General features: G+C 46.7%; 20 protein-coding genes. 4 read left to right on the top strand and 16 right to left on the bottom strand.

Annotation, left to right across the window (positions count from 1 at the left end; translation table 11 throughout):
- Nucleotides 1–3: 3 nt before the first annotated feature.
- From ACEW9O_RS22220 to ACEW9O_RS22195, 6 genes are all read right to left on the bottom strand, one after another.
- Nucleotides 4–474: a hypothetical protein gene (locus ACEW9O_RS22220; RefSeq protein WP_373552406.1), complete on the bottom strand. Its 471-nt coding sequence runs from the start codon at nucleotides 472–474 to the stop codon at nucleotides 4–6.
- A gap of 133 nt (nucleotides 475–607) precedes the next feature.
- A complete protein-coding gene (locus ACEW9O_RS22215; RefSeq protein WP_373552405.1) occupies nucleotides 608–1,045 on the bottom strand; it encodes a hypothetical protein in 438 nt (145 codons plus the stop codon).
- A gap of 1 nt (nucleotide 1,046) precedes the next feature.
- Complete coding sequence (locus ACEW9O_RS22210) at nucleotides 1,047–6,239, bottom strand: DUF6443 domain-containing protein (RefSeq protein WP_373552404.1); 5,193 nt, start codon at nucleotides 6,237–6,239, stop codon at nucleotides 1,047–1,049.
- A 339-nt stretch (nucleotides 6,240–6,578) separates the two neighbouring features.
- Nucleotides 6,579–7,952, bottom strand: coding sequence for a tRNA uridine-5-carboxymethylaminomethyl(34) synthesis GTPase MnmE (gene mnmE / locus ACEW9O_RS22205; protein ID WP_373552403.1), 1,374 nt, complete (start codon nucleotides 7,950–7,952; stop codon nucleotides 6,579–6,581).
- A gap of 3 nt (nucleotides 7,953–7,955) precedes the next feature.
- Nucleotides 7,956–8,918, bottom strand: a complete 963-nt coding sequence (locus tag ACEW9O_RS22200) for a histone deacetylase family protein (protein ID WP_373552402.1) — start codon at nucleotides 8,916–8,918, stop codon at nucleotides 7,956–7,958.
- Nucleotides 8,919–9,020: 102 nt separating this feature from the next.
- On the bottom strand, nucleotides 9,021–9,872 hold the full coding sequence (locus tag ACEW9O_RS22195) for a universal stress protein (protein WP_373552401.1): 852 nt from the start codon (nucleotides 9,870–9,872) through the stop codon (nucleotides 9,021–9,023).
- 561 nt (nucleotides 9,873–10,433) lie between these two features.
- Between ACEW9O_RS22195 and ACEW9O_RS22190 the strand changes: the two genes are divergently transcribed.
- The gene (locus ACEW9O_RS22190; protein ID WP_373552400.1) at nucleotides 10,434–12,644 is read left to right on the top strand and encodes a S9 family peptidase; all 2,211 of its coding nucleotides are present in this window, start codon (nucleotides 10,434–10,436) and stop codon (nucleotides 12,642–12,644) included.
- A gap of 128 nt (nucleotides 12,645–12,772) precedes the next feature.
- Here ACEW9O_RS22190 and ACEW9O_RS22185 read toward each other — a convergent pair whose 3' ends face one another.
- From ACEW9O_RS22185 to pheT, 10 genes are all read right to left on the bottom strand, one after another.
- Nucleotides 12,773–14,062 (bottom strand): biotin/lipoyl-binding protein, encoded by a 1,290-nt coding sequence (locus tag ACEW9O_RS22185; RefSeq protein ID WP_373552399.1) that lies wholly within the window; start codon nucleotides 14,060–14,062, stop codon nucleotides 12,773–12,775.
- 1 nt (nucleotide 14,063) lies between these two features.
- The gene (locus ACEW9O_RS22180) at nucleotides 14,064–16,265 is read right to left on the bottom strand and encodes a peptidase domain-containing ABC transporter (protein ID WP_373552398.1); all 2,202 of its coding nucleotides are present in this window, start codon (nucleotides 16,263–16,265) and stop codon (nucleotides 14,064–14,066) included.
- Nucleotides 16,266–16,276: 11 nt separating this feature from the next.
- The gene (gene gwsS / locus ACEW9O_RS22175) at nucleotides 16,277–17,314 is read right to left on the bottom strand and encodes a grasp-with-spasm system SPASM domain peptide maturase (RefSeq protein ID WP_373552397.1); all 1,038 of its coding nucleotides are present in this window, start codon (nucleotides 17,312–17,314) and stop codon (nucleotides 16,277–16,279) included.
- The gene (locus ACEW9O_RS22170) at nucleotides 17,301–17,573 is read right to left on the bottom strand and encodes a hypothetical protein (protein ID WP_373552396.1); all 273 of its coding nucleotides are present in this window, start codon (nucleotides 17,571–17,573) and stop codon (nucleotides 17,301–17,303) included. The genes gwsS and ACEW9O_RS22170 overlap by 14 nt, the downstream gene beginning before the upstream one ends.
- Nucleotides 17,560–18,525, bottom strand: coding sequence for a grasp-with-spasm system ATP-grasp peptide maturase (gwsG, locus tag ACEW9O_RS22165; RefSeq protein WP_373552395.1), 966 nt, complete (start codon nucleotides 18,523–18,525; stop codon nucleotides 17,560–17,562). The genes ACEW9O_RS22170 and gwsG overlap by 14 nt, the downstream gene beginning before the upstream one ends.
- A gap of 102 nt (nucleotides 18,526–18,627) precedes the next feature.
- Nucleotides 18,628–18,876: a hypothetical protein gene (locus ACEW9O_RS22160; RefSeq protein ID WP_373552394.1), complete on the bottom strand. Its 249-nt coding sequence runs from the start codon at nucleotides 18,874–18,876 to the stop codon at nucleotides 18,628–18,630.
- A gap of 288 nt (nucleotides 18,877–19,164) precedes the next feature.
- Complete coding sequence (rny, locus tag ACEW9O_RS22155; protein ID WP_373552393.1) at nucleotides 19,165–20,850, bottom strand: ribonuclease Y; 1,686 nt, start codon at nucleotides 20,848–20,850, stop codon at nucleotides 19,165–19,167.
- Nucleotides 20,851–20,879: 29 nt separating this feature from the next.
- Nucleotides 20,880–21,173, bottom strand: a complete 294-nt coding sequence (locus tag ACEW9O_RS22150; protein WP_373552392.1) for a cell division protein ZapA — start codon at nucleotides 21,171–21,173, stop codon at nucleotides 20,880–20,882.
- Nucleotides 21,174–21,180: 7 nt separating this feature from the next.
- Complete coding sequence (locus ACEW9O_RS22145; RefSeq protein WP_373552391.1) at nucleotides 21,181–21,477, bottom strand: hypothetical protein; 297 nt, start codon at nucleotides 21,475–21,477, stop codon at nucleotides 21,181–21,183.
- Nucleotides 21,478–21,671: 194 nt separating this feature from the next.
- Nucleotides 21,672–24,140: a phenylalanine--tRNA ligase subunit beta gene (pheT, locus tag ACEW9O_RS22140; protein ID WP_373552390.1), complete on the bottom strand. Its 2,469-nt coding sequence runs from the start codon at nucleotides 24,138–24,140 to the stop codon at nucleotides 21,672–21,674.
- Between the two features lie 305 nt (nucleotides 24,141–24,445).
- On the opposite strand from pheT, the gene ACEW9O_RS22135 reads away from it, so the two are divergent.
- The 3 genes from ACEW9O_RS22135 (at nucleotide 24,446) to ACEW9O_RS22125 (ending at nucleotide 25,268) form a co-directional block, all read left to right on the top strand.
- Complete coding sequence (locus tag ACEW9O_RS22135) at nucleotides 24,446–24,715, top strand: DUF4258 domain-containing protein (protein ID WP_373552389.1); 270 nt, start codon at nucleotides 24,446–24,448, stop codon at nucleotides 24,713–24,715.
- Nucleotides 24,705–24,905 carry a DUF2283 domain-containing protein gene (locus ACEW9O_RS22130; protein WP_353481193.1) on the top strand — a complete coding sequence of 67 codons (201 nt, stop codon included), beginning with the start codon at nucleotides 24,705–24,707 and terminating at the stop codon, nucleotides 24,903–24,905. The genes ACEW9O_RS22135 and ACEW9O_RS22130 overlap by 11 nt, the downstream gene beginning before the upstream one ends.
- 105 nt (nucleotides 24,906–25,010) lie before the next feature.
- Nucleotides 25,011–25,268 carry a hypothetical protein gene (locus tag ACEW9O_RS22125; RefSeq protein WP_373552388.1) on the top strand — a complete coding sequence of 86 codons (258 nt, stop codon included), beginning with the start codon at nucleotides 25,011–25,013 and terminating at the stop codon, nucleotides 25,266–25,268.

Below are 25,268 nucleotides of genomic sequence, written 5' to 3'. Positions count from 1 at the left end.
GTTCTATTCTTTTTCAGTTGCTTCTATTCGTTCAATCTCTCGATTTAACTCATCTAGGCAATCTTTAATGTATGGATATTGAAATTCTATCTGATCTTCGATACTTTTTTTTAGGGTCAACATAAGAGCATCTTTTTTTACTTTTTTGGTCATATTTTCGATGTAGCACGCGCAGTATTGAGCTGTAAGTTTCGGGTATTTTTGCGCGGTGGGACCTGAATCTTTAATACAATTTTTTATCATGCCAAGCTTATCCTCATCATTCCATTCGACTTTAGCCTTTTCTGACTTTAAAATCTCATTTACACTTGAATATGAGCCTGAAACAATCATGAAAGCAGCAACTGCCTTAAAAAGAGAGGCGTTTTGAACAACCAAACTCTTTGCTGGCATTGAGCTTGTGTTAAAAGCTATTACCATCATAATAATTCCCGCAGTGAGTGTCGATAACGCAAATAAGATATTAATAGTCATTGGTTTAAGTTTGATTTTAGTGTTCTGTTGTTTTAATTTGTCTACAATTTTGCCCCAAGCTAACTTATCAGAATCTAAACGTTTCAGCAAGGACTTGTAGCAGCGACCACCCTTGTGCCAGCAGGTTACTCCATCAACTTCTTTTCTTTTTCCTCTGCTTCTTTTTAGCTTCTTCTTCTTTTTGTCGGAGTAGGTATTGAATCATGTAATAAAAAATAAAAGGACAAATGAATGGAAATATTGAAATAATAAGTGATAACTCCGTGTTTTTCTCTGGAAAAAGTACAACTTTAGTTTTTGCATCGTAGATAACTTTAATCTTTTTCCCCACATAATATTCACCTGTAACACAACTTTTTCTGGATATTTCCAAAACAAATCTTTCTCCTTTTATTGCCACGCCAATTCTATTGTGTTTACCTAAACAAAAAGAAGGCGCAGATACCACTTCCACTAAAGTTATATCCCCATTTTTTTTCGCTCTGTACTTTTTGTACTCTTGAGAAAAAATAAGTATACCGATGCAAAAAAATGATAGAAACACCAAAATCCACCATCCAATTGATTTCATGTTATCGAGGTTTATAAATTAGTGGTTTAATAACGTTAGTATTGTCTCTTCGAACAGTCACTGGAAGTAATGGTTTTGGTGAAGACAAAGGGCTATTATCCCGAACAGCATTTGATCCATTTTGCAGCGAATTTTCGACTGTTTCTCCAACCATTTCTGAAGTAGTTCCTGCCCGAAACATAGTTTGATTCAAATTCTGTTGAACAGCTTTTGCACGTACCGCTCTCCCTGAACTAGAAGGGTCATTTCTAGCAATTCTAGCTGTTCTATCAGCTTGCCTTTTTAGTCCTTCGATTTTATTAGCATCGATTCCATTGTAGTTTTTAGTAATATGACCTGCTGCTTTGATTGCAACTACATCTGAAACTGTTTGCTCCAATGTTACTTCTCCTTTATCCGATGTTATTTGTTTTAAAACTGATTCACTAACATCAATAGTCGTTTCTACTGTTACTTTTTTAGCAGCCATCATTACGCCAGCCTTTGCACCATTAAATGCTATTGATGTTCCAGTGGTGGCGGCTCCAGCTACACCAGAAAAAAAGATACTTGTGCCATTTATATTCGTTTTCAATGATTCTTTAAAGCTATGTCCTTCTGCCATGTTACCTGCTACTTGAAACCCATAATCCGTTGCAGCACCACCTAACGCCCCTGCAATAATAGGTATCAAAATAGGACATATAGGGCATCGGCCATCAGGATCTGAAAGGTTTACAGGATCGTTCCAAGCATAGGCATAAGGAGATAGGTCAATCTGGTTGGGCTCCTCCGCCAGTGGATCGATTTGCCCCCATCTCCCAATCGCCGCATCATACCACCTAGCCCCATAATCACTCCAATTCAGCCCAAAATCATCATTCAATTCCTTCCCATTGTACTGATACTTCGTATCCTTCGCTGCCGCATCATTCATCCAAGCTCCCTCTTGGTTCATCCCGAATGGGTAATAGTGATTCTCTTGAATGATTTCATTGTCCGTTCCAGCCGTCACGTTCAGCACACCATTGTCGTTTTTGTCGGTAAACATAATACGAGTATTGCCCAGGTGGTCACGTATAGCGTACTCGTAGCGGAAGACCAAGGCGCTGTTGCCTGTGCCCACGTTCGTATTGTACACCCGTCCTTCTGCATGGAAAACGGCTTCCAGGCGAGCGCTATTGTATTCGATGCCACTCAGGTAGTTTTGGATGTAGAGGGTGGTGCTGCCTTGTTTTACTGTTTTGCGCAGTTTGTTGCCGCCGCCATCGTATTCTATTTCGATGGTATTGCTGCCGAGGGTGAATAGGCGGGGCAGGTTAAGGTGGTTGTAGGTGATCATGGCACCTTTGGAGGGTTCATTGGTCAGGTTGCCATTGGCGTCGTAGCTGAAGTCGCCTCCACTGCTGGTGTTGTAGTACTTAAACCCTTTATCTCTGAACGTAGTGTTGGTTTCTCCTTCGGCAATGTCAGTGATGCGGTTACCCAAATAAGTGTAGGCCAAATTATCAATTCTTCCTGCAGAACCTCCAGCTAAGCCATATCTGTCCAAAGAAAGAATATTCCCATTGTCATCGTAGGTTTGGTTTTCCTTATAACGGTCCATATTGCTATAGGTAGACGTCCCTTTTTCTCCATAATACGATGTAGTCAAGCGATTGACTCCATCGTACATAAAGCCATAAGTGGGGGTAAGGCTTTGTCCCTGGGTGCGCGATTTAAGCATGGTGATGTTGCCATTGTAGTTGGCGCCACCAGTGGAATAAGCTGAATGGAGCTGAGCATCACCAGGGCCATATACCAGTTCCGTAGCCCAGGCATCAGTATTTATGCTTGATGGATCGTTGATACGGGTCAGCCAATTGCGAATGTTATAGGTATAATCGATGGTTTGTACAAAAAGGGTATTTTTCTTGTGTAGCTTTTTGGTAGCCAGCAAGTCTAGCTCACTGTAGGTACTTTCACTGATTTGGATTTCATTGCCTGCGTCTATTTTGTGAAATGCACGCAGTACTCGCCCGGCGTGGTCATGTTCAAAACGCTCCTGGATAGTGAGTGTGGTAGCCACTCCTCCTGGGGGTGTAGCTGTATGTACCCGATGCGTATTTTTGACCCAACCTGCAAAGGTGTAAGCGGTATTACTGACATCAGTCCCCCCTAGATGGTTGTCCATTTTGACTTGTACCACTCGGCCCTTAATGTCGTAGTAGGAAGCAGTTTTGTAGTAGTAATTGATAAAATCCCCGGCACCCGGAGTTAAATGTGCCACTTTGACACAAGTCAACTTGCCCCGTACCCAGCCGTAAGGTTGTGCATAAGTCTGATAAGGGGCGCTCACCAAAGGAGGTGTAATGTACTGTTCGTTAGGTTCTACAATGCCACTGGCATTACAATCGTACCCATCATAATAGTTGATAATGTAGGGTTTCATTTGTGACGAAATAGTAGGGAAGGACTGGTTGAAAGAGTAATAGGTAGGATCATTTGCACTATTCGGTGACTCATAAAGTCCTTGTGCGCTACTAGGCAACGAAGCACCTAAAAACCGGCCTGTCACTATAACTCGGCCAAGTATATCGTATTTTGTGTATATTTTCGCATTGTTGGGGTCTATGGTAAGTACCAAACGGTCTAGTCGGTCGTAATAAAAGTTAGTCGTGCCTGCTCCAGGAACCAACTTAGTACTCAGTCTTTGCCGATCGTCATAGGTATACTTGAAGCTAAGGTTATTTAAACTAGCATCTGTCCAAAGCAAGGTGCTGGTGTTGTGCCCTAAGGCACTCCCCAAGGGTTGAATGACGGCCTGTAGATTGCCAAAATCATCGTAAAGGTAATAAGTGCGCTTGTCTTCCTGACTGGTCATCACTTTACGACCTAGTTTATCGGTATAAGTGGTAGATAATTTTCCGTTTTCATCCGTCACCTGAATTTTGATCAAGGAGTTTGAAAGATAATAGCCTGCTGTTTTAAAGTTGCGTACTTCGGCGGCCCCGTTGGTGCTGTAGGAGGTTTGTACAGGTTTGACATGAAACATTGCTCCAGGGGCGCGCTGGCGAATAGGGCGATTGAGAGGCGAAGGCTCTAATTCTGTTTGTTGAAAGCAATAAGCGCCATCGGTTCCCCCAAACAAGGCAATGAAGAACGAAGCTTGGCTACTTGCCGCGCTACTGCGGTAAGTGCCCCCATTGGAGGTTTCGGTGTAGGGCAAATATTGATAGCGACCGCGGCCAAACTCATCATAGGTTTGATAACTCACCACATCCTTGGTACCCGCTGACTCTTTTACAGCCACCGTTTGAATGGGGCGCCCCAGGCCATCCAGGTAGGCGAACACAGGTATGACATTCGCATCTGCTAGTGCAAGTGCACCTGAGTGATCCGTAGTTCCACTAACCAGCACATCGCGGGTTTTGACCGAATTGAGTGCTGCCCCACCAATTTTGTATTGGTATTCCAGGGCCTGTTGCACATGGCGATTGACATCAAAAACCGTTTTGAGACGCTGAATGTGGTCGTACTCATAGGTCATGGTCACCCCGCTAGGGTCGGCAGTGCTGATCAATAGCTTACGCTGAGCATCGTAGCTATATGTTGACATCAAGGCATCCACTGGATGTACTCGTGCTTCATCAATGTATACTGTCGAGGAATTGCCCGTTAATTTGAGGACTTCTCCAGCCATCGCAACCTTGTATTCAAACCAGGCCCAGCCTGTGCTCGTTGGCGACGCCACAACTAAGGTGCTCCCCTTCAGAATGCGCACTTGTCCACCTTTGTACCAAAAACCCACCACGTATGTTCCGGTAGCTAAGCTGCTTTTTTCTGCATACCTCTGGTCGCTAAGATTAAAACCTTTCAATCCGGTTTGAGCAAACCCAACGGCACTATTCCAACCTCCGGTAGTACCGGTAAGTATCCAACCTCCGTTGGCACTGGCCGCCTGGCTTTCTTCTTCAAAACTGGTGTAGGCAATTTCGGTAGGAGTGGCGTTTTTCACCGCAGCAGTGGGCAGCAGTCCACTATGCCCCCAAATCAAGGAAGATACCTGATCGTCTTTGCGTGCATAGGTCTGTAAATTGCCCTGCATATCGTAGGTATCGCTGGTACTGTAATGGTAGTAATTGCCAGAAAAGGTAAACAAGCCGCTTCCATTGATGGAGGAATAGGGAAAACTAGCAATAGGTGTGGTGGTGCCCAATAGCCAGATTTCACGTGGCAGAATGCGTTGGGAGCCAAAGGTATGGTATTTGACGATTCGACCCCTCACCGCTTGTTCTGGACTACTGCTATTGGCTTTTACCAATTGTACCGTTTCAATGGGTTCATGGATGATGTTGGCATCTACCAGGTCTTTAATGGCATAGGCCGCCCAATCACTGAGGGTAGTAGTGGTGTATTCTTTGGGGTATTTACTGCGTTGGACATACTGGATGCCATCGCTATTGGTAGTAATCGTCGCCACAGGCATGGTATGCCGACCAGAAGGCACATCGTATTGATAATCAGTGATTTTTTCAACGAAATTTGCGGTACCTGGAGCATAAGTTTTTTCGGTCTCTTTAGTAAGGTACACCCATTGAGAAACTATATCGTACCATTCAACAGCATACTCTATGGTATTGGTTGGCACAGGAGTAGGTGCACATGGCAAGGAATATCTCCTTTGGGAATACATCGCCTTGACCGAAGTTTTATTCACCGTTTCATTGAAGTTGTACTCATATAGTTTTTCCCAAAGGATTTGATTGCTGGCATTAAATACCTTCTCCTGGAGTGGTTTTCCACTTTTATAGGCATTGTCAATTTGGGGGGTATTGAGGAAAACATTATCGGGATTAGGTCCCATCTGTGGATCACCATCCAATATAATGTTAAACTTGTAGTACTTCTTGCCATTTTCCCCATTGAGCCCATCTAATTCCCAGGCTTCTTCATACCCCACAATATTACCACTGTAACCCGTGAGGTTGCGCATGCTGGCTGAACCTAACCTCAAAAAATCACATTGCTGCGTCCCACAAGTACCTAAGCCTGGGATAATCGAGGCTTCATTGGTGAGGTACTTCACGGGTTTGCCAAAATAGGCCGCAGAAGAGCCATTGGTACAGCTCTCAGAGGCGCGATGGTATTTATAAGCTTTGATGATGTTGTTGCTCGTGGTGGCATCCCCATCATCAACCGTAATCTGCTTAATGCGTAAACCTCCTGTGGGCACATTGGTGACATAATTGTTTACATTTTTTTGGTAGGCAACCGAGATATAGGCCTGCTCGGGGTTGTTAAAATGAGACTCTGAAGGAGGATACCCTGATCCAATGGTATGAACATACGCCTGTAAGGTGTATGTGCCTGCGGGTAAGTTGAGTATTTCGGTAGCGTATTCGCCACCACCATTCGGATTGGGTTCTGGTATTCGGATTGGGCTTACAATATTCCCTGCCCCTCCTTTTTCATAAATCTGGCCATTACTGGCATCTACAATTTTAATCCGTGCACCATCTTGGCGGAGGCCTATTTTGAGAATTCTATAGGTAGCTGCTTTGAAATATCCGGCTCACTTCCCAATACAAAACCTCGAAAAAATATTGTCCAACAAATCCTCCGTCGAAATCTCCCCCGTGATCTCGCCCAGGTACGCCAGCGCGTGCCGGATATCCATTGCCACAAAATCCGTGGTCACCGCATTGTCCAAACCCTGAATCACCGCCTCCAGGCTGGTTTGCGCCCGTAGCAGGGCCTCATAATGCCGGGCATTGCTCACCACGGCCCCATCCATGCTGGCCTCCTGCCCGACCACCGTTTGGTACAGGCGTTCTTTGAGGTATTCGATGTTCATTTCATTGGAAGCAGAAATAGGAATCCATTGCTCCGCCGTAAAGTGTGGATTGGCGTAATGTTTGTATTCCGTGTAGGGGTTGAGGTCCATTTTATTGGCCACCACCAGCAGTTGGGTTTCGTCGTGCAGCAGCTGGGCCAAGTCTGCTTCCAATTCAGCGGGCTGGGTTCTGATGACGTCAAACAAGTAGATCAGCACTGCAGACTGCCGTACTTTTTCCAGCGTTTTTTGTACCCCGATCGCCTCAATAGCATCCGATGCCTCGCGGATGCCAGCAGTATCAATAATGCGGAATTGGATGCCCTGGATGTTGAGCGATTCCTCAATGGTGTCCCGGGTGGTGCCCGGTATTTCGCTGACAATAGCGCGATCTTCGTTGAGCAGAGCGTTAAGCAAAGTAGATTTTCCAGCGTTGGGTCGTCCAGCAATCACAGTGTTCACCCCTTCTTTGATGGCGTTGCCCAATTGGAAAGAATCGCTGAGTTTGTGGATGAGGCGCAGGAGTTTTTGTACCAAAGCCCGCAGTTGATCACGGTTTGCAAATTCTACGTCTTCTTCACCAAAATCCAGTTCCAGTTCGATCAGACTCGCAAAATCAATCAGTTCCTGGCGCAGTTTTTTGATTTCGCTGGAAATACCTCCGCGCAATTGTTTGATGGCCACTTGTTGGGCCGCAGCGGAGTTGGAAGCAATCAAATCCGCCACTGCTTCGGCTTGCGACAAATCCATTCTGCCATTCAAAAAAGCCCGCATGGTGAACTCCCCAGGTTGTGCCAATCTGGCCCCCTTGCGGATGAAGAGTCGAATCAATTCCTGAATGATGTAATTGGAACCATGACAGGAAATTTCCACCACATGTTCTCCAGTATAAGAGCGTGGCCCGATGAAAAGGGACACCAAAACCTCATCCAGAATTTGGTCTTTTTCATCCCGGATGCTGCCAAAATGAATGGTGTGGCTGGCTTGTTCACTCAGTTTTTTGCCATGAAATACGGCATCTACCAACTGAATGGCAGTTGGGCCAGATAAACGGATGACTCCAATGGCGCCTACCCCGGGAGGAGTGGCGAGGGCAATGATGGTATCGGACATAGATTATACCTTCCAGTGTTTTTTCAACTTCCCCAATGAGCCGTGTAGGTACATTTCATACGTTTCCCACACGCGCATACCCGAGGTGGTACGTACTTCTTCGCAGGGTGGCGGCAAAGGTAGACCATTCACCCCAGCCTCGAATGCATACACACACTTTTGCAATTCAGGAATATTGTAGCCGCCTTCGAGCACCGCAAAAATATGCGAAAAACGTTCCCGGAGCAATTGCCCGATCTGATAATACGTATTGGTAGTAACCTTTAAATCGAGTAGCAAGTCGTATTGATGGGCATCGAAGCCTGCGGAAATGGCCACCACATCGGGCTGGAATTGCTCGGCCAGTGGCAAAAAATGACCAAAGGCATCCATAAAAATATCGTCGGCGCTACCGGGTGGCAGCGGCATATTCAGGGTATAACCCAAACCTTTCTCTTCCCCCAATTCGTTGACAAAACCATGCCCTGGGAAAGCCGGGTATTGGTGCATCGACCAGTATAATACTTGATCGGATTGGTAAAAAATATCCGAAGTACCATCGCCCAGATGGCCGTCGAAATCACAAATCAGGACTCTTTTGCCTTCGTTGACCGCCAATTGAGCGGCGATGGCTACATTGTTAAACAAACAAAAACCACTTGCCCGATTCCGATAAGCGTGATGACCAGGTGGGCGCACCAGGGCGAAATCCTGGTTTTGCATGGCTAGAATTGTCGCCCCCACCGCATGGCAAGCTGCTGTATAACTACCCTCCGAAACAACGGTGTCGGGATCGAGATGGGCCCCCAGATGAGCAGCTTCCCGCACCTGACGAATGTAGGCAGGATCGTGAACCAGTTCCAGGTATTGCTCGCCATTGGGAAACTCCGTTTCTGGAATATCTGAAAATACCTCCAGGCGTTTTTTGTTCTCTGGGTGCATTCCGGTATCGTGGCGCAGGCAAATGCGGTTGTACAGTAATTTCATGCCTTAAAGATAGAGTGAAAAGTTGAAGAGTTGAAAAGTTGAGGGTTGAGAAAACGACGCTTCGACTACGCTCAGCGACCGTTTTATCAACTCCTCAACTTTTCAACTTTTAATCACCAACAACGGAATCCGCGTCGTAAACGCTACATCCCGGGTTTGGCTGTGGTGAAACCAACGCTCGACCCAGGAGCGGTGAGGCGAATACATCACTAGCATGTCGACGCCGTAATTGTCGACAAACTCTTCCAAACCAGTAGCAACGGAGTCGTGTTTTTCCTGGTGAAAGGAAATTTGTACCGCTGGGGTATTGTCGCTGAAGATTTTTTTCAATTCATCAATTGCTATTTGATCATGAGCACCTCCTTTATGAATGTTGATCACGTGCAAAAGAGGGTGAAAAGGAGTCAACATTTCAGCAGCCTTCCAAAAATGATAAGGATCGGACTCCGATAAATCACTGGCGTAGGCCACAATATGGGTAGGTTTCCATTGCGCAAACTCGGGGATGAGCATCACTGGGCATTTGGCCTGCTCAATGACCCCCGTTGAAATACTGCCGAAGGCTTTTTCCAGGGTATTGTGCGAGCCCTTGGTGCCCATCATGATCAAGTCCGCGTGGCGGTCTTCTGCCAGTTTGACGATGGTACCCACGGCAATGCCCATTTCTACTTTTTCCTCCACCTTAGGAATGGATTGAAAGGTATACAAAGCCTGGGTTTGGGACAGGCCCAATTCCACAAAGGAATGCATGACGGATACGGCAGCGTCCACTTTTTCACGGGTAGTGGCCATCGAAACCACCGGAACATCCAGCGCGGCGTATTCGGGAAACACCACGTGCAGCACTTCTATTTTCGCCTGATAATAATCGGCCAGGATCAAACAATGTTTGAATGCATTTTGCGCGCTGGGCGAAAAATCGGTTGGGAACAATATTTTTTTTACTTCGCTCATGATCGTCGATTTCAAGTACCAGCTCACAATCAATTAATGCTATTTGAAGGGCCATTTTTAAACCAGACTTCGTTAAAAAGCCTCGCCGTAGCGCTGCTATGGCTACGTTTTTTGCCTTGTCTGGTTTAAAATTAGCTCCTTCAAATAAGCATCATTAATTATGAGCTGGTACTTAGTTCCTGCAAAAAAGCTCAATATCTGTGCCGACTACAATGAGTTATGTCAGAGAAAAGGGGTGACTTTACAAAAACGTATTCTTTTCCCTCGAATCAAGTTTTTTGACAAAAATCAAAGTATTCCCATGATAAATGTCATCAGCCAGCCCTTCCAAAACCGCTTTATTTGTGGCAGTTAATCGCTATTATTGATTAATAATTCGGGTGATTTTAGGGAATCTTGGAGCATCCTCTCGGAGGATGCTCTTTTTTTATACCTACGCGAACTCCTGCCTCATATTACGCTCGCCCTTCGTCGACCAAATGAATCCACCCGGCAGTTTTTAAAGGCTTGCGCATTCATTCCCAATTTTTTACTTTTAACTTTCCCAAAATTGTCAGGCATATGAACAAATTCAAATCATGGATTGCTACTGCTCAACCGCGTAGTACATCACTCGTGCTGTTGTTGCTCCTGAGTAGCATTACCCTCTTCGCCCAAGGCGGCGGAAACCAATGGACCAAAGACGGCAATTCCTACTGGACACCCGAAAAAGGGGAGATTGTACAATACACCCTCCCCGAACAAACCCGTAGCATAATCGCGACTACGGCCATGCTTACGCCAGCGGGCAAAACCGAGGCGCTGCGCCTACGTTCGATCCGCCCCTCAGCAGACAACCGTAAAGTGTTGATTTATACCAACTCAGTCCGAGTTTGGCGCGCCGATACCCGGGGGGATTATTGGGTACTGGATCTGGATAAAAAGAGCCTGGTACAGCTAGGGGCTAACCTGCCCGTTTCCTCGCTGATGTTTGCCAAATTTTCGCCCGACGGCAGCAAGGTGGCCTTTGTGAGCAAACACAACCTGTATGTACAAACCCTGGCCGACAACAAGATCACCCAACTGACCAAAGATGGCACCGACAAGATCATCAACGGCACCTTCGACTGGGCCTACGAAGAAGAATTTGGTTGCCGCGACGGCTTCCGCTGGAGCCCCGATGGCAACAACATCGCCTATTGGCAAATCGACGCCAGCAACGTGAAATACTTCCTGATGATCAACAACACTGATTCGATTTATTCCTTCACCGTACCCGTGGAATACCCCAAGGTCGGTGAAACGCCCTCGGCCTGTAAGGTTGGCATCGTGTCGGTAAAAGGCGGAGCTACCCGCTGGATGAATGTACCCGGCGACAATCGGCAGCACTACATTCCCCGCATGGATTGGGCAGCCAACTCTTCCGAAATCATCCTGCAACAACTGGACCGCAAGCAGCAAGTGAACAAAATTTTCTTGTGCACCATCGCCAACGGCACGGCAAAATCGATTTGGGAGGAAAAAGACGCCGCCTGGGTAGATGTACAAATGGACGCCGATCAGAGCTGGGACTGGATCGAAGGTGGTGCAGCCTTTTTGTGGCTCACCGAAAAAGACGGCTGGCGGCATTATTACCGCATCAGCCGGGATGGCAAACAGGAAAAACTCCTCACAGCAGGCGCTTATGATGTGATTGATCCAGGTTTGATTGATGAAAAAACCAAGGCCATTTATTTTCTGGCCTCACCCGACAATGCCACCGAAAAATACCTCTACAAAGTCAATCTGGATGGCAGCGGCAAAGCGGAACGGCTTTCCCCCGCCAATACCCAGGGGACTTATGGCTATACTTTTGCGCCGAGTGGCCGTTTTGCACAGCAGCGTTTTTCCAACGTGAATACGCGCCCACAAAGTGACTGGGTTACCATCCCGGATTGCAAGCCCATAAAGGCCAAAACGGAGGCGCCTAAAACCGAAGCCGCCAGCCCCAAAGTGGAGTTTTTCCAGGTCACTACGGTGGATGGCGTCACGATGGACGGCTGGATGGTCAAACCCCAAAATTTTGACCCGCAGAAAAAGTACCCAGTGGTGTTCCACGTGTATACCGAACCAGCCGGGCAGACAGTCAAGAATTCCTGGGGCATGGGCAATGCCAACATGTACCAGGGCAACATGTCGGAGGATGGCTACTTCTACATCTCGCTCGACAACCGGGGCACGCCCGCACCCAAAGGCAGGGAATGGCGCAAATCGATTTACCGCAAAATCGGCATCATCAACATCCACGATCAGGCTATGGGCGCCAAAGAGATTTTTAAATGGAACTACATCGACACCTCCCGCGTAGCGGTATGGGGCTGGAGTGGCGGCGGCAGCGCAACCTTGAATCTGTTGTTCAAACACCCAGAAATTTATAAGACCGGTATCTCCATTGCCGCCGTAGCGGATCAACTCTGCTACGACAACATCTACCAGGAGCGCTACATGGGCCTGCCGCAGGAGAACATGGAGGATTTTGTGAATGGTTCGCCAATCACCTACGCCAAAAACCTGAAGGGCAAGTTGCTCTACATCCACGGCACTGGCGACGACAATGTGCATTACCAGAGCGGGGAACGTTTGATCAATGAATTGGTCAAACACAACAAGCAGTTTGAAATGATGGCTTACCCGAACCGCTCGCACGGGATTTATGAGGGTGAGGGGACGTCGAAGCATTTGGCGACGCTGTTTACGCAGTTTTTGAAGGAGAATTGCCCTCCGGGGGGCGTGGATCGGGTGGTGAGGCCGTAAGGGGTCCCTACTGAGGTGTCTCTATGGTGTCTTAGGATTCTTAGGTGGTGAAAGAAAAACTGTAAGCACATTTTTTTACCACCTAAGAATCCTAAGACACTTAAGAAACACCTCAGTCGTTTTACATCCTAATCTTTCATTTGATCAAGCGCTGAGTTGAATTGATTAAACAAGTGGTAAAAAATCGTCTTTTTACTCAAGATGATTTCCGCTTTGCCTTCTAGTTGGTTGGCCTCCGAAATTCGTTTCCCGTAGGTAGTCAAAAAACCTTTGGGGAATTCAACCTTCACCCGGTATTTCCCCTCAATCGGAATATTGGTAATGGCATATATGCGGCCTTCCAGCATGCCCCAATCCTTAAAAGGGTATTTTTGTAGTTTAACCCGCACTTTTTTGCCGATGTGCAAATTGGCAGTATTGATTTCCGGCACCGACATGCGGCCAATCACCTGACTAGACGCCGGGGTGACCACAAACAAGACGTCTGCTTGTTTGATGGACTGGCCACGATCCAAGGCATCCACATATTCCAGTAAGCCAGCAATGGGCGACTCCAGGCGATAGGTATGCTCCATACCATGCGCCATGGTTTTTAGGCCGTTGATTTCATCATCGATTTTATCTTCAATCTGGCGTAGTTCTTTTTTGTACTCGATTTCCAGGGTTTGCACATTTGCTTTGATCTCCTCCATCTCCGCTTTATTCCGTTCTAGATCAGTTTGCTGCCTTTTTAAAATGGATTCGGTGCTGATGAGTTGTTTTTTGGATCTTAAATAGTCGAGTTTGGAGATGACGGAGGAGTCATACAATTTGCTGTTGATCTCGTGTTCGGAGGCTTCGGTGTCTTTTTCTTCCGTTTTACTATCAAATTCTGCGACCAACAATTCTTGTAAGCGCCGTTTGTACACCAGTTGTTCTTCCAGGATGCTTCTTTTGTCCTTGTAGAGGGGGTCGGCCAATAGGCGAATGTATTTTTCCAGGTGTTGGGCCAGGTTTACGATTGGGATTTCAATTTCGCCTTCCAGGTGTCCAATTCCATTCAACATGTTGAATACTTGTTCTGGGTGGCTGCGGTAAGTGGAAAAATAAGGAATACTTTTTTCGATCAATTCAATATCCTCCAGGTCAATTTCCGCTTCAATGTGTGCCAAAACCTGATCTCTTTCCACCTGCATTTTATCCTTGACAAAAAGCTCTTTTACGATGCCTGGAGTACTGGGACTGAGCTCCACTGGCGGGTTCAGGGCGGTAATGGTAATGTCTGTGTTGATCTTTTCGGCGATTTTTAAAAAGGATACGGCCAATCCAACCAGTGCAACCAGAAGGATGATCATCAAGCCGTACCTGCGTAGTGCCCGTTCAGGGATGGCGCCGATGATCTCGTCAAATTGGCCGATTTCTTTGTGCTGCACTGCCATGTTAAGTCAATTGTTTATTGATTAATCGATAGTACATCCCCTCTCTGTTGAGTAAGTCCTGATGGGTGCCTATTTCCGCAACTTTCCCATCTTCCAACACGATGATTTGATCCGCATTGCGCACCGTGCTCAGGCGATGCGCCACCACTACCACCGTTTTTCCCTCAAAAAAAGCTCCCAATTTGTGCATGATTTCGTGCTCATTATTGGCATCGAGGGAGCTGGTGGCCTCGTCAAAAAAGATGAAATTGGGGTCTTTGTACACTGCCCGCGCAATCAGAATTCGCTGCTTTTGGCCCATGCTGATGCCCATGCCTTCGGAGCCAATTTTGGTGTTGTAGCCCAGCGGCAAACCTGCAATAAACTCATGGATATTGGCCACTTGCGCCGCATGGATCAGCTTGGCATAATTGACATCTTCTTCCCCCAGGGCAATGTTGTGGGCAATGGTATCTCCAAATACGTATCCATCCTGCATGACCACCCCACACATCCCGCGCCAGGAGGAAGAGCGCAGGCTGTTCAAATCAATGCCGTTGATGCGGATTTCGCCTGCTTCGAGGGCATAAAACTTCAATAATAGTTTGAGCAAAGTGGTTTTGCCACTGCCACTGGTGCCCACAATGGCATTGACCTTTCCGCCCAGCAAATCCAGATTTAAACCCTCAAATACTTTGGGTGAACCCGGGCCACCATAAGAAAAACTGGCTTGCTGAATCGTGATGTTTCCCGCCCCAATCATAACTCGAAGCTCCGAGGCCGGAGCATCCATAAACAGGCCATCGTCTTCATTTTTGAGGGCATTTACTTCTTGTAGGCGGCGCAAACTGATGTTGGCGTCCTGGGCTGCCCGAAAAAATCCAATGATCTGGCTGATCGGGCCATTCAGGCTCCCCATCATGTAGGAAATGGTGAGCATCATGCCCAGGGTGATTTTCCCTTCGATCACCAAACGCGCCGCTAAATAGGAAACCAGGAGGTTTTTGAGTTCATTCAAAACGTTGTTGCCGATCGACTGCCATTGTTCGATGTTGAGGCTGCGCAGCCCCAACTTAAAGGCTTTCGCTTGTACATTTTCCCATTTCCACTTGTAGGGAAGCTCCGCATTGGTGAGTTTGAGCTCGTGAATGCCGTCCACCAGCTCAAAAAGAATGTTCTGACTTTTGGCGTTGTAGCGAAAAGTGGCATTGTCCAAAAAACGCCGCCGTTCCAAAAAAAAGAACACCCACAGGATCGAAAGCAGACTGCCCGCCAGAAACACCCCAAAGATTTGAACGCTGTAAAAAGCCAAGGCGATGGAAAACACCAGGATGTTCAAAAAGGAAAAAACAGTGGCCAGGGTACTGGAGGTCAAAAAACTTTGAATGCGTACGTGGTCATTGGTACGTTGGAGGATATCGCCTTTCATGCGGGTATCAAAAAACGAAAGGGGAAGGTTCAATAGTTTAAAAATAAACTCACTCAGAATGGTCACATTGATCCGGCTGCTGATGTGCAACAACAACCAGGAACGTAGGGTCTGAATGACGGTACCCACAAAAAAAATGAACAATTGAGAGGCCAAAATAAGGTTGACAATGCTCAGGTCAAGGTTTTGTACCCCCTGATCAATCATCGTTTTGCCCAAAAAGGGAATGAGCAACTCCAGCAATGAACCCAGCAACATGCCCAGCAATAAATAACCGAAGTATTTTTTGTACTTGTATACATAAGTGCTCAAGCTCCATAAACTTGTTTTTTTCTCCTCCTCGAGACCTTCGTCCAACATTTCCTGGAAATGAGTCCCCGGTTCCAAAAAAAGGGCAATGCCTTCCCCATTGGTTTGATCCGTAATCCAGGATCTTTTGAGTTCTGCTTCTGAAATCCAGGCCAGCCCCCGGGCAGGGTCGCCGATGTAATAGCGCGTTTTTTTTACCTTATACAGTACAACATAGTGGTTTTGATTCCAGAATAAAATGGCAGGTAAAGGGGCTTCGGTACGCAGTAGGTCAAGGTTGATTTTGACCCCCAGTGTTTTTAACCCGAGTGATTCTGCCGATTGACTCAGGCCCAACATCGAAGTGCCCTGGCGCTGCAAAAAAGTCGTTCTACGAATGGTGCTGATGGAAACTTCTTTGCCAAAAAATTTGGTGACCATTTTGAGGCAGGCCGGGCCACAATCGCTGGCATCGAGTTGCCCAAAAAATGGATATTTTAGTGGCATACTAATTTTTTTTAATTCCAAACTCCCACATAAGGATCATAACTGCATTTGGCGGGTTTGGAATACACATTGGCAGGTTCGGCAAGATACCCCCGGCAATCGGTACAAATGTGCCGAAATTCACACACCTGGCAAACATCGATCTGCTCTTTTTTGATGCTCCATTTGGTTTTAAAGCCTTCTGCAGCTAATGCTGCTTTGAGCGAAACCTCATTGGCATGCCCATAGGATTCGATCATGGAGGGGCAGTTTTTGATGTTTCCAAAACGATCCACGGCGATTTTGTGGTTCAGGCAGGTATTGGCCGCCAAAGATTCTGTATAGTGTAGTAGATTGGCGGAAAAGTACTCCGGGAGCGTAACCCCGCAATGACTCTCGTCAACAATAGGCGTTTCAATGTAGAAAAGTCCAGCCAATTTATCAATGGCTTCGTGGCGAATACGACGGGTTTCGGGGGCACCATGCACCACTATGCTGGCAATTTTTTGGTGCGCTAAGGCCAGATACAACAGTCTTTCCTCGTCAAGCAAGGAATCGTAAGGCAGAAACAGGTTGATGCTTTCAAAAGTAAGGCTTGAACAGGCTTTAAGCAGGTTCTCCAGCCATTCCAAGGATTGTGGCGCAAACAACCTGACCTGTAGGGCCAGGCATTGCAGCTCATCCAATTGCTGAAGTACGGCGGGCAAGTCATAGGATTGCGCTGCGCCAACATCCAGAATTGCATTTGCAATTTTTCCAGGAAAACGCCATTCCATAGACAGAGCAGGAAAACAGGATTTCTCAGCAGCTGAGACCATAAAAACCAGCTCTTTTTCGAGCAGATAGTCAATGTATTCGTCGATTGCCGGGTAGTTCTCTTCCCCGTACTGGGTATAGAGTTCGCCGATGGTATATTGCTCCGCCTCTTGTAACAAATCACCCAGGTCGTTGGGGATAAATTCAAATCCTCCTCGGTACCCGTCGACAATGATGGAGCGAATGACTCCTTTAGTGACAAAACAGTTCGAAAACAGCTTCAGGTACTGTGTGGCCTGCTCAGCGTATTTCATCGGTGTTGGCTTTTAATTTTTCAATCACCGCTTTGGGCAACATCCTGGAAACGGTTTTGTAATAGCTAGTATCCATTAGGTATGCGCTGGTTTGGTAGCGCTCCAAAGGCATTTCCTTCACCAAAAAAGTTTCATCGGGATTAAAAAATTTCAATTCTTCCAGGTAGAATAAGGCTTCCAGCATTTCAGGCTGGGTCGTTTTGAGGTCGTCAAATAGCACTTTGACTTCCTCCAAACTCTTTCTGTTATTGTTTTCCATATGCCAAGTGTTCTGCGAGTAGTTTTTCCAAACCGTAATTGCATGGAATAGAAACCATACCAAATTGTCCAACCGGGTTTACTTCCAAAAATACATACTGATCGTCGGGAGTAACAATGAGGTCAAAGGACCCACTTTGTAGTTGTAGTAGCTCCATCAGCTTTTGCAGCTTTTCCTCCAAGCAAACGGGTAATTGATACGGTACGTTGCGATTGGGCTTTTTCCAGTTGTAGTTCCGAAAATCTACCTTGGTTTGATCGTCATTTTGGGAAAAAATGGCCATAGAGTAAAATTTCCCGTAAAAATAGAAGCTGCGGATTTCGTATTTTTTAAGCACGAGTGTCTGAAACAGACTTTCTGCAAATACATCTGGGATACGGCTTACATTGCTTTGATCCAAAAGCAGCGTATGCGGCGGAAAAAAGACATCCTCGCTGACGTAATAAATGGCGTTGGTGAGCGCTTTGGTGATAAGGCTACTATGTTGAGCTAAAAAGGCAAGCAACTCACTCTTTTGGGTCGTGACCAGATATTCGGGCAGAGGAATTCCACAGGCTTCCGCTTTGCGTAACTGATCCAGTTTATTGGCTTCAAATGCACTATTTTGGTCACTGATGTCGCCGCATAGTTTGAGGGATTCGTTCAAAAACTTCAGCAAGCCTTTTTTATTCGCTGTGTCTTGTTGGTCAAAAACCTTGTATAGTGTATTGGTGCTTGCAGCCGCATTTGATTTGAATTTCCACATCCCCCTACGGTACCAATAGGCCTGGATTTCTTCCAACACGAAGCTTTTTTCATTTTCCAGGTTAACCCGGGTTCTTTTCCCACTTTCAATGCTGAAGCTGATTATTTTTTCATCATTTATCCGCAGAAAGGGAACGCCAAAATATTCCAACCATTTGATGATATGAGTAGTCGAGAAGTCATCCGCTATTGACTTGATCAGGATCATTTCCAGTGTTGTTTTGGGAATGGACAGTACTAAAGATAAGAATGGGCTACGAGAAAGTTAACCTTTCCTGTAGCCCAAAATTGGTTTTGATACCGTCAGAACCTACTTAACATCAACATCCTTGATTGGGTCAAGGTCGATAGGTGTTTGATCGGAAGCCCAGTCTTTGTTGGCATGGGAAAAACCTAGGTTACAAGTTGAAGCAACAAGTTTGTTGGTAGAACCGCCGGTTTGTGTACCAGTGGGGCCATCCGTAAGGTCTGTAGCTCCAACAATTGAGAACATTGCTTTTGCCTCTAGGGCATAGGAAGCAAATTTTTCGCCATTCAGGCGTTCAAGCGTTTTTTTCATACTTAAAGCTATTTTACAGGTAAAAAATTTGAGTAAACCGCTTTCACTGGGTGTTTAATTTTTCAATGGTTGACAAACATAGTGATTTATTTTGAATAACAATATATTCCATTGTGTATTTTTCTTGCAATCCTAATTTAGACATATTATAGCTTGGTTGGGTAAATACCCCTTAAACAAAAAACAAGCGCCTGCTCAGTTTCCCAAACAGGCGCTTCCAACCGTGTTATAATCGAGTATATTTTTGACTTAGTAGTGGGGCAAAATGAACACTCATTTTTTATCGCCCTACCGTGCAAAAGCCACCGCCCGTTTCTCCCGAATGACCGTCACTTTGATCTGGCCGGGGTACTGCATTTCGTCCTGGATCTTTTGTGAGATCATAAAGGCCAGGTCGTCGGCATATTGGTCGGTTACTTTTTCACTTTCTACGATGACGCGCAATTCGCGGCCAGCCTGCATGGCGAAAGCTTTGGTTACACCCTCGTGCCCCATGGCCAGCTCTTCGAGCTCACCGATGCGCTTGAGGTAACTTTCCAGGATTTCGCGACGAGCACCTGGGCGTGCACCAGAGATGGCGTCACAAGCCTGTACGATGGGTGAAATGATGTTGTTCATTTCCACTTCATCGTGGTGGGCACCTACGGCGTTGATGACGGCAGGGTGTTCCTTGTATTTTTCGCAGAGCTGCATCCCCAGGATAGCGTGGCTCAATTCAGATTCCTCTTCAGCAACCTTACCAATGTCGTGGAGCAAGCCCGCCCGTTTGGCCAGTTTGATCTGTTTGGCGTTGAGGCCCAATTCCGCGGCCATGATGGCACAAAGATTGGCGGTTTCGATGGAGTGTTTGATCAGGTTCTGACCGTAAGAAGAGCGGAAACGCATGCGACCTACCATTTTCACCAGGTACGGATCGAGACCGTGCAGGTCGAGGTCGATGACGGTTTTTTCGCCAATCTCTACAATCTGCTCGTCGAGTTGTTTGCGGGTTTTAGCCACCACTTCTTCGATGCGGGCAGGGTGGATGCGACCGTCGGCCACCAGTTTTTTGAGGGCCAAACGCGCTACTTCGCGGCGGATGGGGTCAAAGCTGGAGATGACGATTGCTTCCGGGGTATCGTCTACCACGATTTCAGCACCAGTGGCAGCTTCCAGCGCCCGGATGTTGCGACCTTCCCGACCGATGATCTGGCCTTTCATGTCGTCCGATTCCAGGTGGAATACCGAAACGGTGTTTTCGATGGTGTATTCTGCACACATGCGCTGGATGGTCTGGATGACGATTTTTTTCGCCTCCTTGTTGGCATCCATTTTGGCCTGTTCGATGGACTCTTTGACGATCGACATCGCATCGGTTTGGGCCTTGGCGCGTACAGCATCCAAAAGCTGTTCCTTCGCCTCTTGCTCGCTCAGGCGAGAGATGATCTCCAGTTCTTTGATGCGAATTTCGTTGGCTTGGTCCAGTTCTTCCCGTTTTTTGGCCACAATTTTCAGCTGCTTCTCCAGGTTCTCCCGGATGGCAGCGGTTTCAGCTTCTTTCAGGTCGAACTCGGATTTTTGCTGTTCCAGCGCACGCTGGCGCGTTTCGATTTTTTCTTCCTTGGACTTGAATTCTGATTCGAGCGATTTGATTTCCATCTCGCGCTCTTTCATTTCTACCAATTGTTGGGACTTGCGGCTATCAAAGTCAGATTTCAGTTTGGCAAAATGATCCTTAGCCTCCTGAATTTTATTTTGTTTGATGCGTTCGTTTTTGCTTTCCGCTTGATTGACGATTTTCTCCGCTTTGGTTTCTGATTCGTCGACAATACGTTTGGCCGATAAACGGGCTTCTTTGATCTGTAAGTCAGCTTGGGAATTGAGTTCTTCTAGTTTCTGCTGTTTGGATCTATTCAGGAAAAATTGAACCAAAAAATATCCCGCTACTGCACCAATGACTAACCCGATGACGGCGCCTATTCCAATTTCTGCCATAAAGTCGTTTTTTCCGATTTTTTTAAATATTATACTTCCTGATCCAAGAGAGCTTCCAGGTGAGAAAGTTTGGCCGAGAGATGGGCTTCCTGAGCGGCGGCGAGTTGGGTTTTGTGCAGATCAACAGCGTAGGTCAAAAGCGCCATAGACAGGCAGTCTTGCTTGTCTTTATGCGTGTATGTCAGTTGAAAACGATTGATCTTTTCGTTGACTTCTTTGACTATCTTGCGAAGAGAAGCCTCGTCTTCTACCCTGATTTTCAAGGGGTATGGACGTCCGGCAACTACAACCGTGATGTTCTTCGTTTCCTCTTGCCCCTCCATGCTATAGTCAATTGTTGGCCAACAACTCAATGCGCTTGTCGATCTCCTTAACGTACTGATCGACTTGCTCTTTAAACTTGTCCGATTGCTCGGTCTCCTCACGGCGCAGCTTTACCAGTTCCTGGTCAGCGCGCTCCACCTGAGTTTGTAACACACGAATAGCGGCATCCCGCTGGGCAATATGCTCTTTGAGTTCGCGGTTTTCTTCCTGCAAACCTCCATTGTCGCGCTTTAATTGTTTGACCAGGGCCAACAATTGGCGGACTTTGATTTCGATGCGTTCAAATTGTTCAGATGCGTTCATCTTAGGATCATCACAAAATTCGAATAAAACAAGTCAACGTAAATGTCCTAACATTTAGTATTCACTTGTATTAAGTAGTGGGGCAAAAATAAGTGCTCATTTTTCTTGAGCCAAAGGATCAGATAAGACACTTGAAGTAAACCGTTTACTTATCTAATCCTTTGGCAAAAGGAGTACTTATTTTTTTATTGCCCCTAACGCCGAATTAAGGCGCCTAGTTTAGTTTCGTATTCGTTGATCAATTGGTTCATCACCTTGTCCACCTCTTTGTCTTCGAGGGTTTTTTCAGCATCTTCGAACCAGTAACTTACGGCATAGGATCGTTTTCCTTCGCCGAGTTGTTGGGCGTTCTCGTACACGTCAAAAAGGGTAATGTCCTTGATCAATTTTTTACCCACTTTGCGGGCAATTGCCGCAATATCGCTAAATTTAACAGAATTTTCAATAATCAGCGCCAAATCTCTACTGGTCGCCGGGAATTTGCTGACTTCCTGATAGGTCACGTTCTGCTTTCTCAGGCTTTTCAGCAGTTTATCCCATTCAAAAACGGCTGCATAAACTTCGTTGCGCACGCCCAATTCTTTGACCATGTTGCCACTGATCCGCCCAAAAGTAGCCAAAACCTGCTGGCCGCGGTGGTAAGTCAAGCCGTAGGCAAAACGCTCATCGTTTTCCAACACCGTTTCCTGGTAACCTTCGTAGCCGAGGCGGGAAAGGATGTTTTGCACGTAGCCTTTGAGGGTGAAATAAGGGGTTTTGTTGCTGGACCCTTCAAATGGCGACTTCATCAGCCAGGATTTGCCATACCGATCGCCGCTCAGGAACAAGCTGAGTTGCGCCTTTTCATCAATGGCACCTTCACTTTTGAAGCGGTACACTTTGCCAAATTCGAACAAACGCAAGCGGGTTTGCTGGCGGTTTTGGTTGTGTACAATGGCTTCCAGGCCGCTGATGAGCATGTCCGGGCGCATGATGTCCAACTGCGCGTTGGAGGTATTGTTGATGTACACCAGTTCCTCGTCGGCAATACTTTTGAGGGCCTGGCGGTAATAACGCGATTGTGATAGGGATACCGCCATGATTTCATTGAACCCTGAAGCGGCCAAAAAGTCGCCAATGGCATTGCGCACCAGACTTGGGTCTGGATTGGGAGCCAAAGCGGCGGAGATGCTGAATTTTTCGGAAATCTCCACCCGGTTGAAGCCGTAAATGCGCAGCACTTCTTCGGCAATATCGGCAGGGCGCAGCACGTCGGCTTTGTTGGTGGGCACGGCCACGGTGAAACTTTGCTCATCCGAAGTCAGGATGCTCATGCCTTGCGCAACGAGGATTTCCTCCATTTCCGCAGGGCTGAGGTCAACCCCCAAAATACCATTCACGTAGCTGTATTTTACCGTGATTTCACGCGGCGCTACGGGGTTCGGGTAGATGTCGATGAGCTCGGAGGCAATTTCGCCACCGGCCAGTTCCTGCATCAACAAAGCTGCGCGTTTGAGGGCAAAAACGGTGACATTGGGGTCACTGCCTTTTTCAAATACCTTCGCAGCATCGGTGCGCAGGTTGTGGCGCATGCTGCTGCGGCGAATGTACGTGGGGCTGAAATGGGCGGCTTCGAGAAATATGTTGACGGTGCTGTCCTTGACCCCGGAGTTGAGTCCACCAAATACCCCGCCGATGCACATGCCTGTGGAGTCGCCGTCACAAATCATCAGGTCCTCGGCGTGCAGGGTGCGTTCTACCTCGTCCAAAGACAGGAATTTGCTGCCTGCGGGCAGAGTTTTGACGATGATTTGGCGACCTTTGATCTCATCCAGGTCGAAAGCGTGCAGGGGCTGGCCCAATTCGTGGAGTACAAAGTTGGTGATGTCCACGATGTTGTTGATTGGGCGCACGTCCACGGCTTGCAGGCGGCGCTTCAACCAATCGGGAGACTCTCCCACTGTAATGCCTTTGATGACTACCCCGCTATAACGGGGGCAGGCTTCGGTATTTTCAACGCTCACCGCTACGGGTAAGCTATGGTTGTCGATTTTGAACGCTTCAACTTCGGGTACACAGACCAGTCCGTTGTGGCCGTAGTTGATTTTGAGGGCTGCCGCCAGGTCGCGGGCTACACCCAGGTGGTTGGTTGCGTCAGAGCGGTTGGGGGTGAGGCCAATCTCGACGAGGTGGTCTTCTTCGAGTTGGAAATAGTCCTTGGCGGATTGGCCAACTGGGGTATCGGCTGGCAAAACCAGGATGCCCGCGTGGTCGTGGCCCAGGCCGAGTTCGTCTTCGGCACAAATCATACCTTCGGAGTCTTCGCCGCGGATTTTGCCTTTTTTCAGGGTGATGGGCTCGCCTTCGGTGGGGTATAAAGTGGTGCCAACGGTGGCAACCAGTACTTTTTGGCCCGCGGCCACATTGGGCGCACCACAAACGATATTGAGCAAGCTGCCCGTACCGATGTCTACTTTGGTCACCGAAAGTTTGTCGGCATTGGGGTGTTTTTCACGTTCTAACACGTGGCCTACCACTACGCCTGCCAGTCCACCTTTGATGCTTTCGGTACGTTCAATGCTTTCTACTTCCAAACCTATGTCGGTCAATATTTCGCCGACTTTTTCGGGGCTGAGGCCGTCCAGATTCAGGTATTGCTTCAACCAGTTGAGAGAAACCTTCATGTTTCGCTGTCGTATTTGGGCGCAAAGATAGGGGGATTGTTTGGGATTTTTAGTATGTTTGGTAAGATCAATGTGGGGGAGGGGGTTTTAGTTCCTTGTGGCTAGTGTTGAAACCATAAAAGCAGGTTGATTGTTTATTTGAGTTTGATTTAGAAGACTTGTGCCAGCATGGAATGCACTACATACAGGGAATATTTTTCATTAAAATGTTTTTTTATTTTTTTAATCAAACTAAAACGCTATTTTTGTAAGGATTGTGAATAAATTTCGTAGAGAATTATGTAAAATTTGTAAATTACAAGGGTATGCCTAAAGTAGTTATTTCAGGTCATGCAAGAGAGCAAATGGAGGAGCGGGGAATAACAGAAGAAATAGTCTTCTCAATTATTGAAAACCCCCAACAAACAATTGCTCAAGGAGAAAATAAACTCATTTATCAATCGATTTGGTATTTTGAGGATGAAGGTAAAGACTTTCTAGTGAGGGTATTCGTTAACATTGTCAAAATCCCTAATCTGGTTATTACTGTTTATCTAACCAGCAAGGTGGAAAAATATTGGCGAAATGAAAATTAAATTTGACCAAGAGGTAGACATTCTTGTTCTTCGCTTTTCAGAAGAAAAAATCCTGGAAAGCGATGAAGTAAAGCCTGGGGTTATTCTGGATTTTGATAGTGAAGGTAATATTGTCAAAATCGAGATTTTGGATGCATCCAAACGAATGGCAGCACCTTTTAAATTGGAATATGAAGTAGCTAGCGCTTAGAGATTTAGCTCTTCTGACCTGCATCTCGCTTGCCTAAGCTTTCTATAGCACCAGCAAATTTTACCAGCGGGAGTATGATTTACTTGATTTCAAAAATCCTGGCGAATGAAAAAATATGCTCATGTGCAAGATGTAGTCAGCCGTTTATCGGATAATAAAACCTTTCGTACTTTTTTCACATTATATCTGATGGCAGAAAGTGCACAAGAATGTAATGCACTCAATGAGCGATTTTGGAGAGATGCCAATACCTTACCAGCTGCTGAAATGCAATTGTTAAAAGCAGAGTTCACCCGATGCTTCTTAAGGCTCCCAGAAATGGCAGCAGATTTATTGGGACAAATGAGCGCTAAAGCGGCCTAG

The organism is Haliscomenobacter sp., from assembly GCF_041740695.1.
GTDB lineage: Bacteria > Bacteroidota > Bacteroidia > Chitinophagales > Saprospiraceae > Haliscomenobacter.
Note: the sequence above shows the minus strand (reverse complement) of the source record. Positions and strands in the feature narration are given on the sequence as shown.

Coding starts and splice junctions, on each gene's coding strand:
- ACEW9O_RS22220 (WP_373552406.1), bottom strand. CDS start 474: ATGACTATTAATATCTTATTTGCGTTATCGACACTCACTGCGGGAATT.
- ACEW9O_RS22215 (WP_373552405.1), bottom strand. CDS start 1,045: ATGAAATCAATTGGATGGTGGATTTTGGTGTTTCTATCATTTTTTTGC.
- mnmE (WP_373552403.1), bottom strand. CDS start 7,952: ATGTCCGATACCATCATTGCCCTCGCCACTCCTCCCGGGGTAGGCGCC.
- ACEW9O_RS22200 (WP_373552402.1), bottom strand. CDS start 8,918: ATGAAATTACTGTACAACCGCATTTGCCTGCGCCACGATACCGGAATG.
- ACEW9O_RS22195 (WP_373552401.1), bottom strand. CDS start 9,872: ATGAGCGAAGTAAAAAAAATATTGTTCCCAACCGATTTTTCGCCCAGC.
- ACEW9O_RS22190 (WP_373552400.1), top strand. CDS start 10,434: ATGAACAAATTCAAATCATGGATTGCTACTGCTCAACCGCGTAGTACA.
- ACEW9O_RS22185 (WP_373552399.1), bottom strand. CDS start 14,062: ATGGCAGTGCAGCACAAAGAAATCGGCCAATTTGACGAGATCATCGGC.
- ACEW9O_RS22180 (WP_373552398.1), bottom strand. CDS start 16,265: ATGCCACTAAAATATCCATTTTTTGGGCAACTCGATGCCAGCGATTGT.
- gwsS (WP_373552397.1), bottom strand. CDS start 17,314: ATGAAATACGCTGAGCAGGCCACACAGTACCTGAAGCTGTTTTCGAAC.
- ACEW9O_RS22170 (WP_373552396.1), bottom strand. CDS start 17,573: ATGGAAAACAATAACAGAAAGAGTTTGGAGGAAGTCAAAGTGCTATTT.
- gwsG (WP_373552395.1), bottom strand. CDS start 18,525: ATGATCCTGATCAAGTCAATAGCGGATGACTTCTCGACTACTCATATC.
- ACEW9O_RS22160 (WP_373552394.1), bottom strand. CDS start 18,876: ATGAAAAAAACGCTTGAACGCCTGAATGGCGAAAAATTTGCTTCCTAT.
- rny (WP_373552393.1), bottom strand. CDS start 20,850: ATGGCAGAAATTGGAATAGGCGCCGTCATCGGGTTAGTCATTGGTGCA.
- ACEW9O_RS22150 (WP_373552392.1), bottom strand. CDS start 21,173: ATGGAGGGGCAAGAGGAAACGAAGAACATCACGGTTGTAGTTGCCGGA.
- ACEW9O_RS22145 (WP_373552391.1), bottom strand. CDS start 21,477: ATGAACGCATCTGAACAATTTGAACGCATCGAAATCAAAGTCCGCCAA.
- pheT (WP_373552390.1), bottom strand. CDS start 24,140: ATGAAGGTTTCTCTCAACTGGTTGAAGCAATACCTGAATCTGGACGGC.
- ACEW9O_RS22135 (WP_373552389.1), top strand. CDS start 24,446: ATGCCTAAAGTAGTTATTTCAGGTCATGCAAGAGAGCAAATGGAGGAG.
- ACEW9O_RS22130 (WP_353481193.1), top strand. CDS start 24,705: ATGAAAATTAAATTTGACCAAGAGGTAGACATTCTTGTTCTTCGCTTT.
- ACEW9O_RS22125 (WP_373552388.1), top strand. CDS start 25,011: ATGAAAAAATATGCTCATGTGCAAGATGTAGTCAGCCGTTTATCGGAT.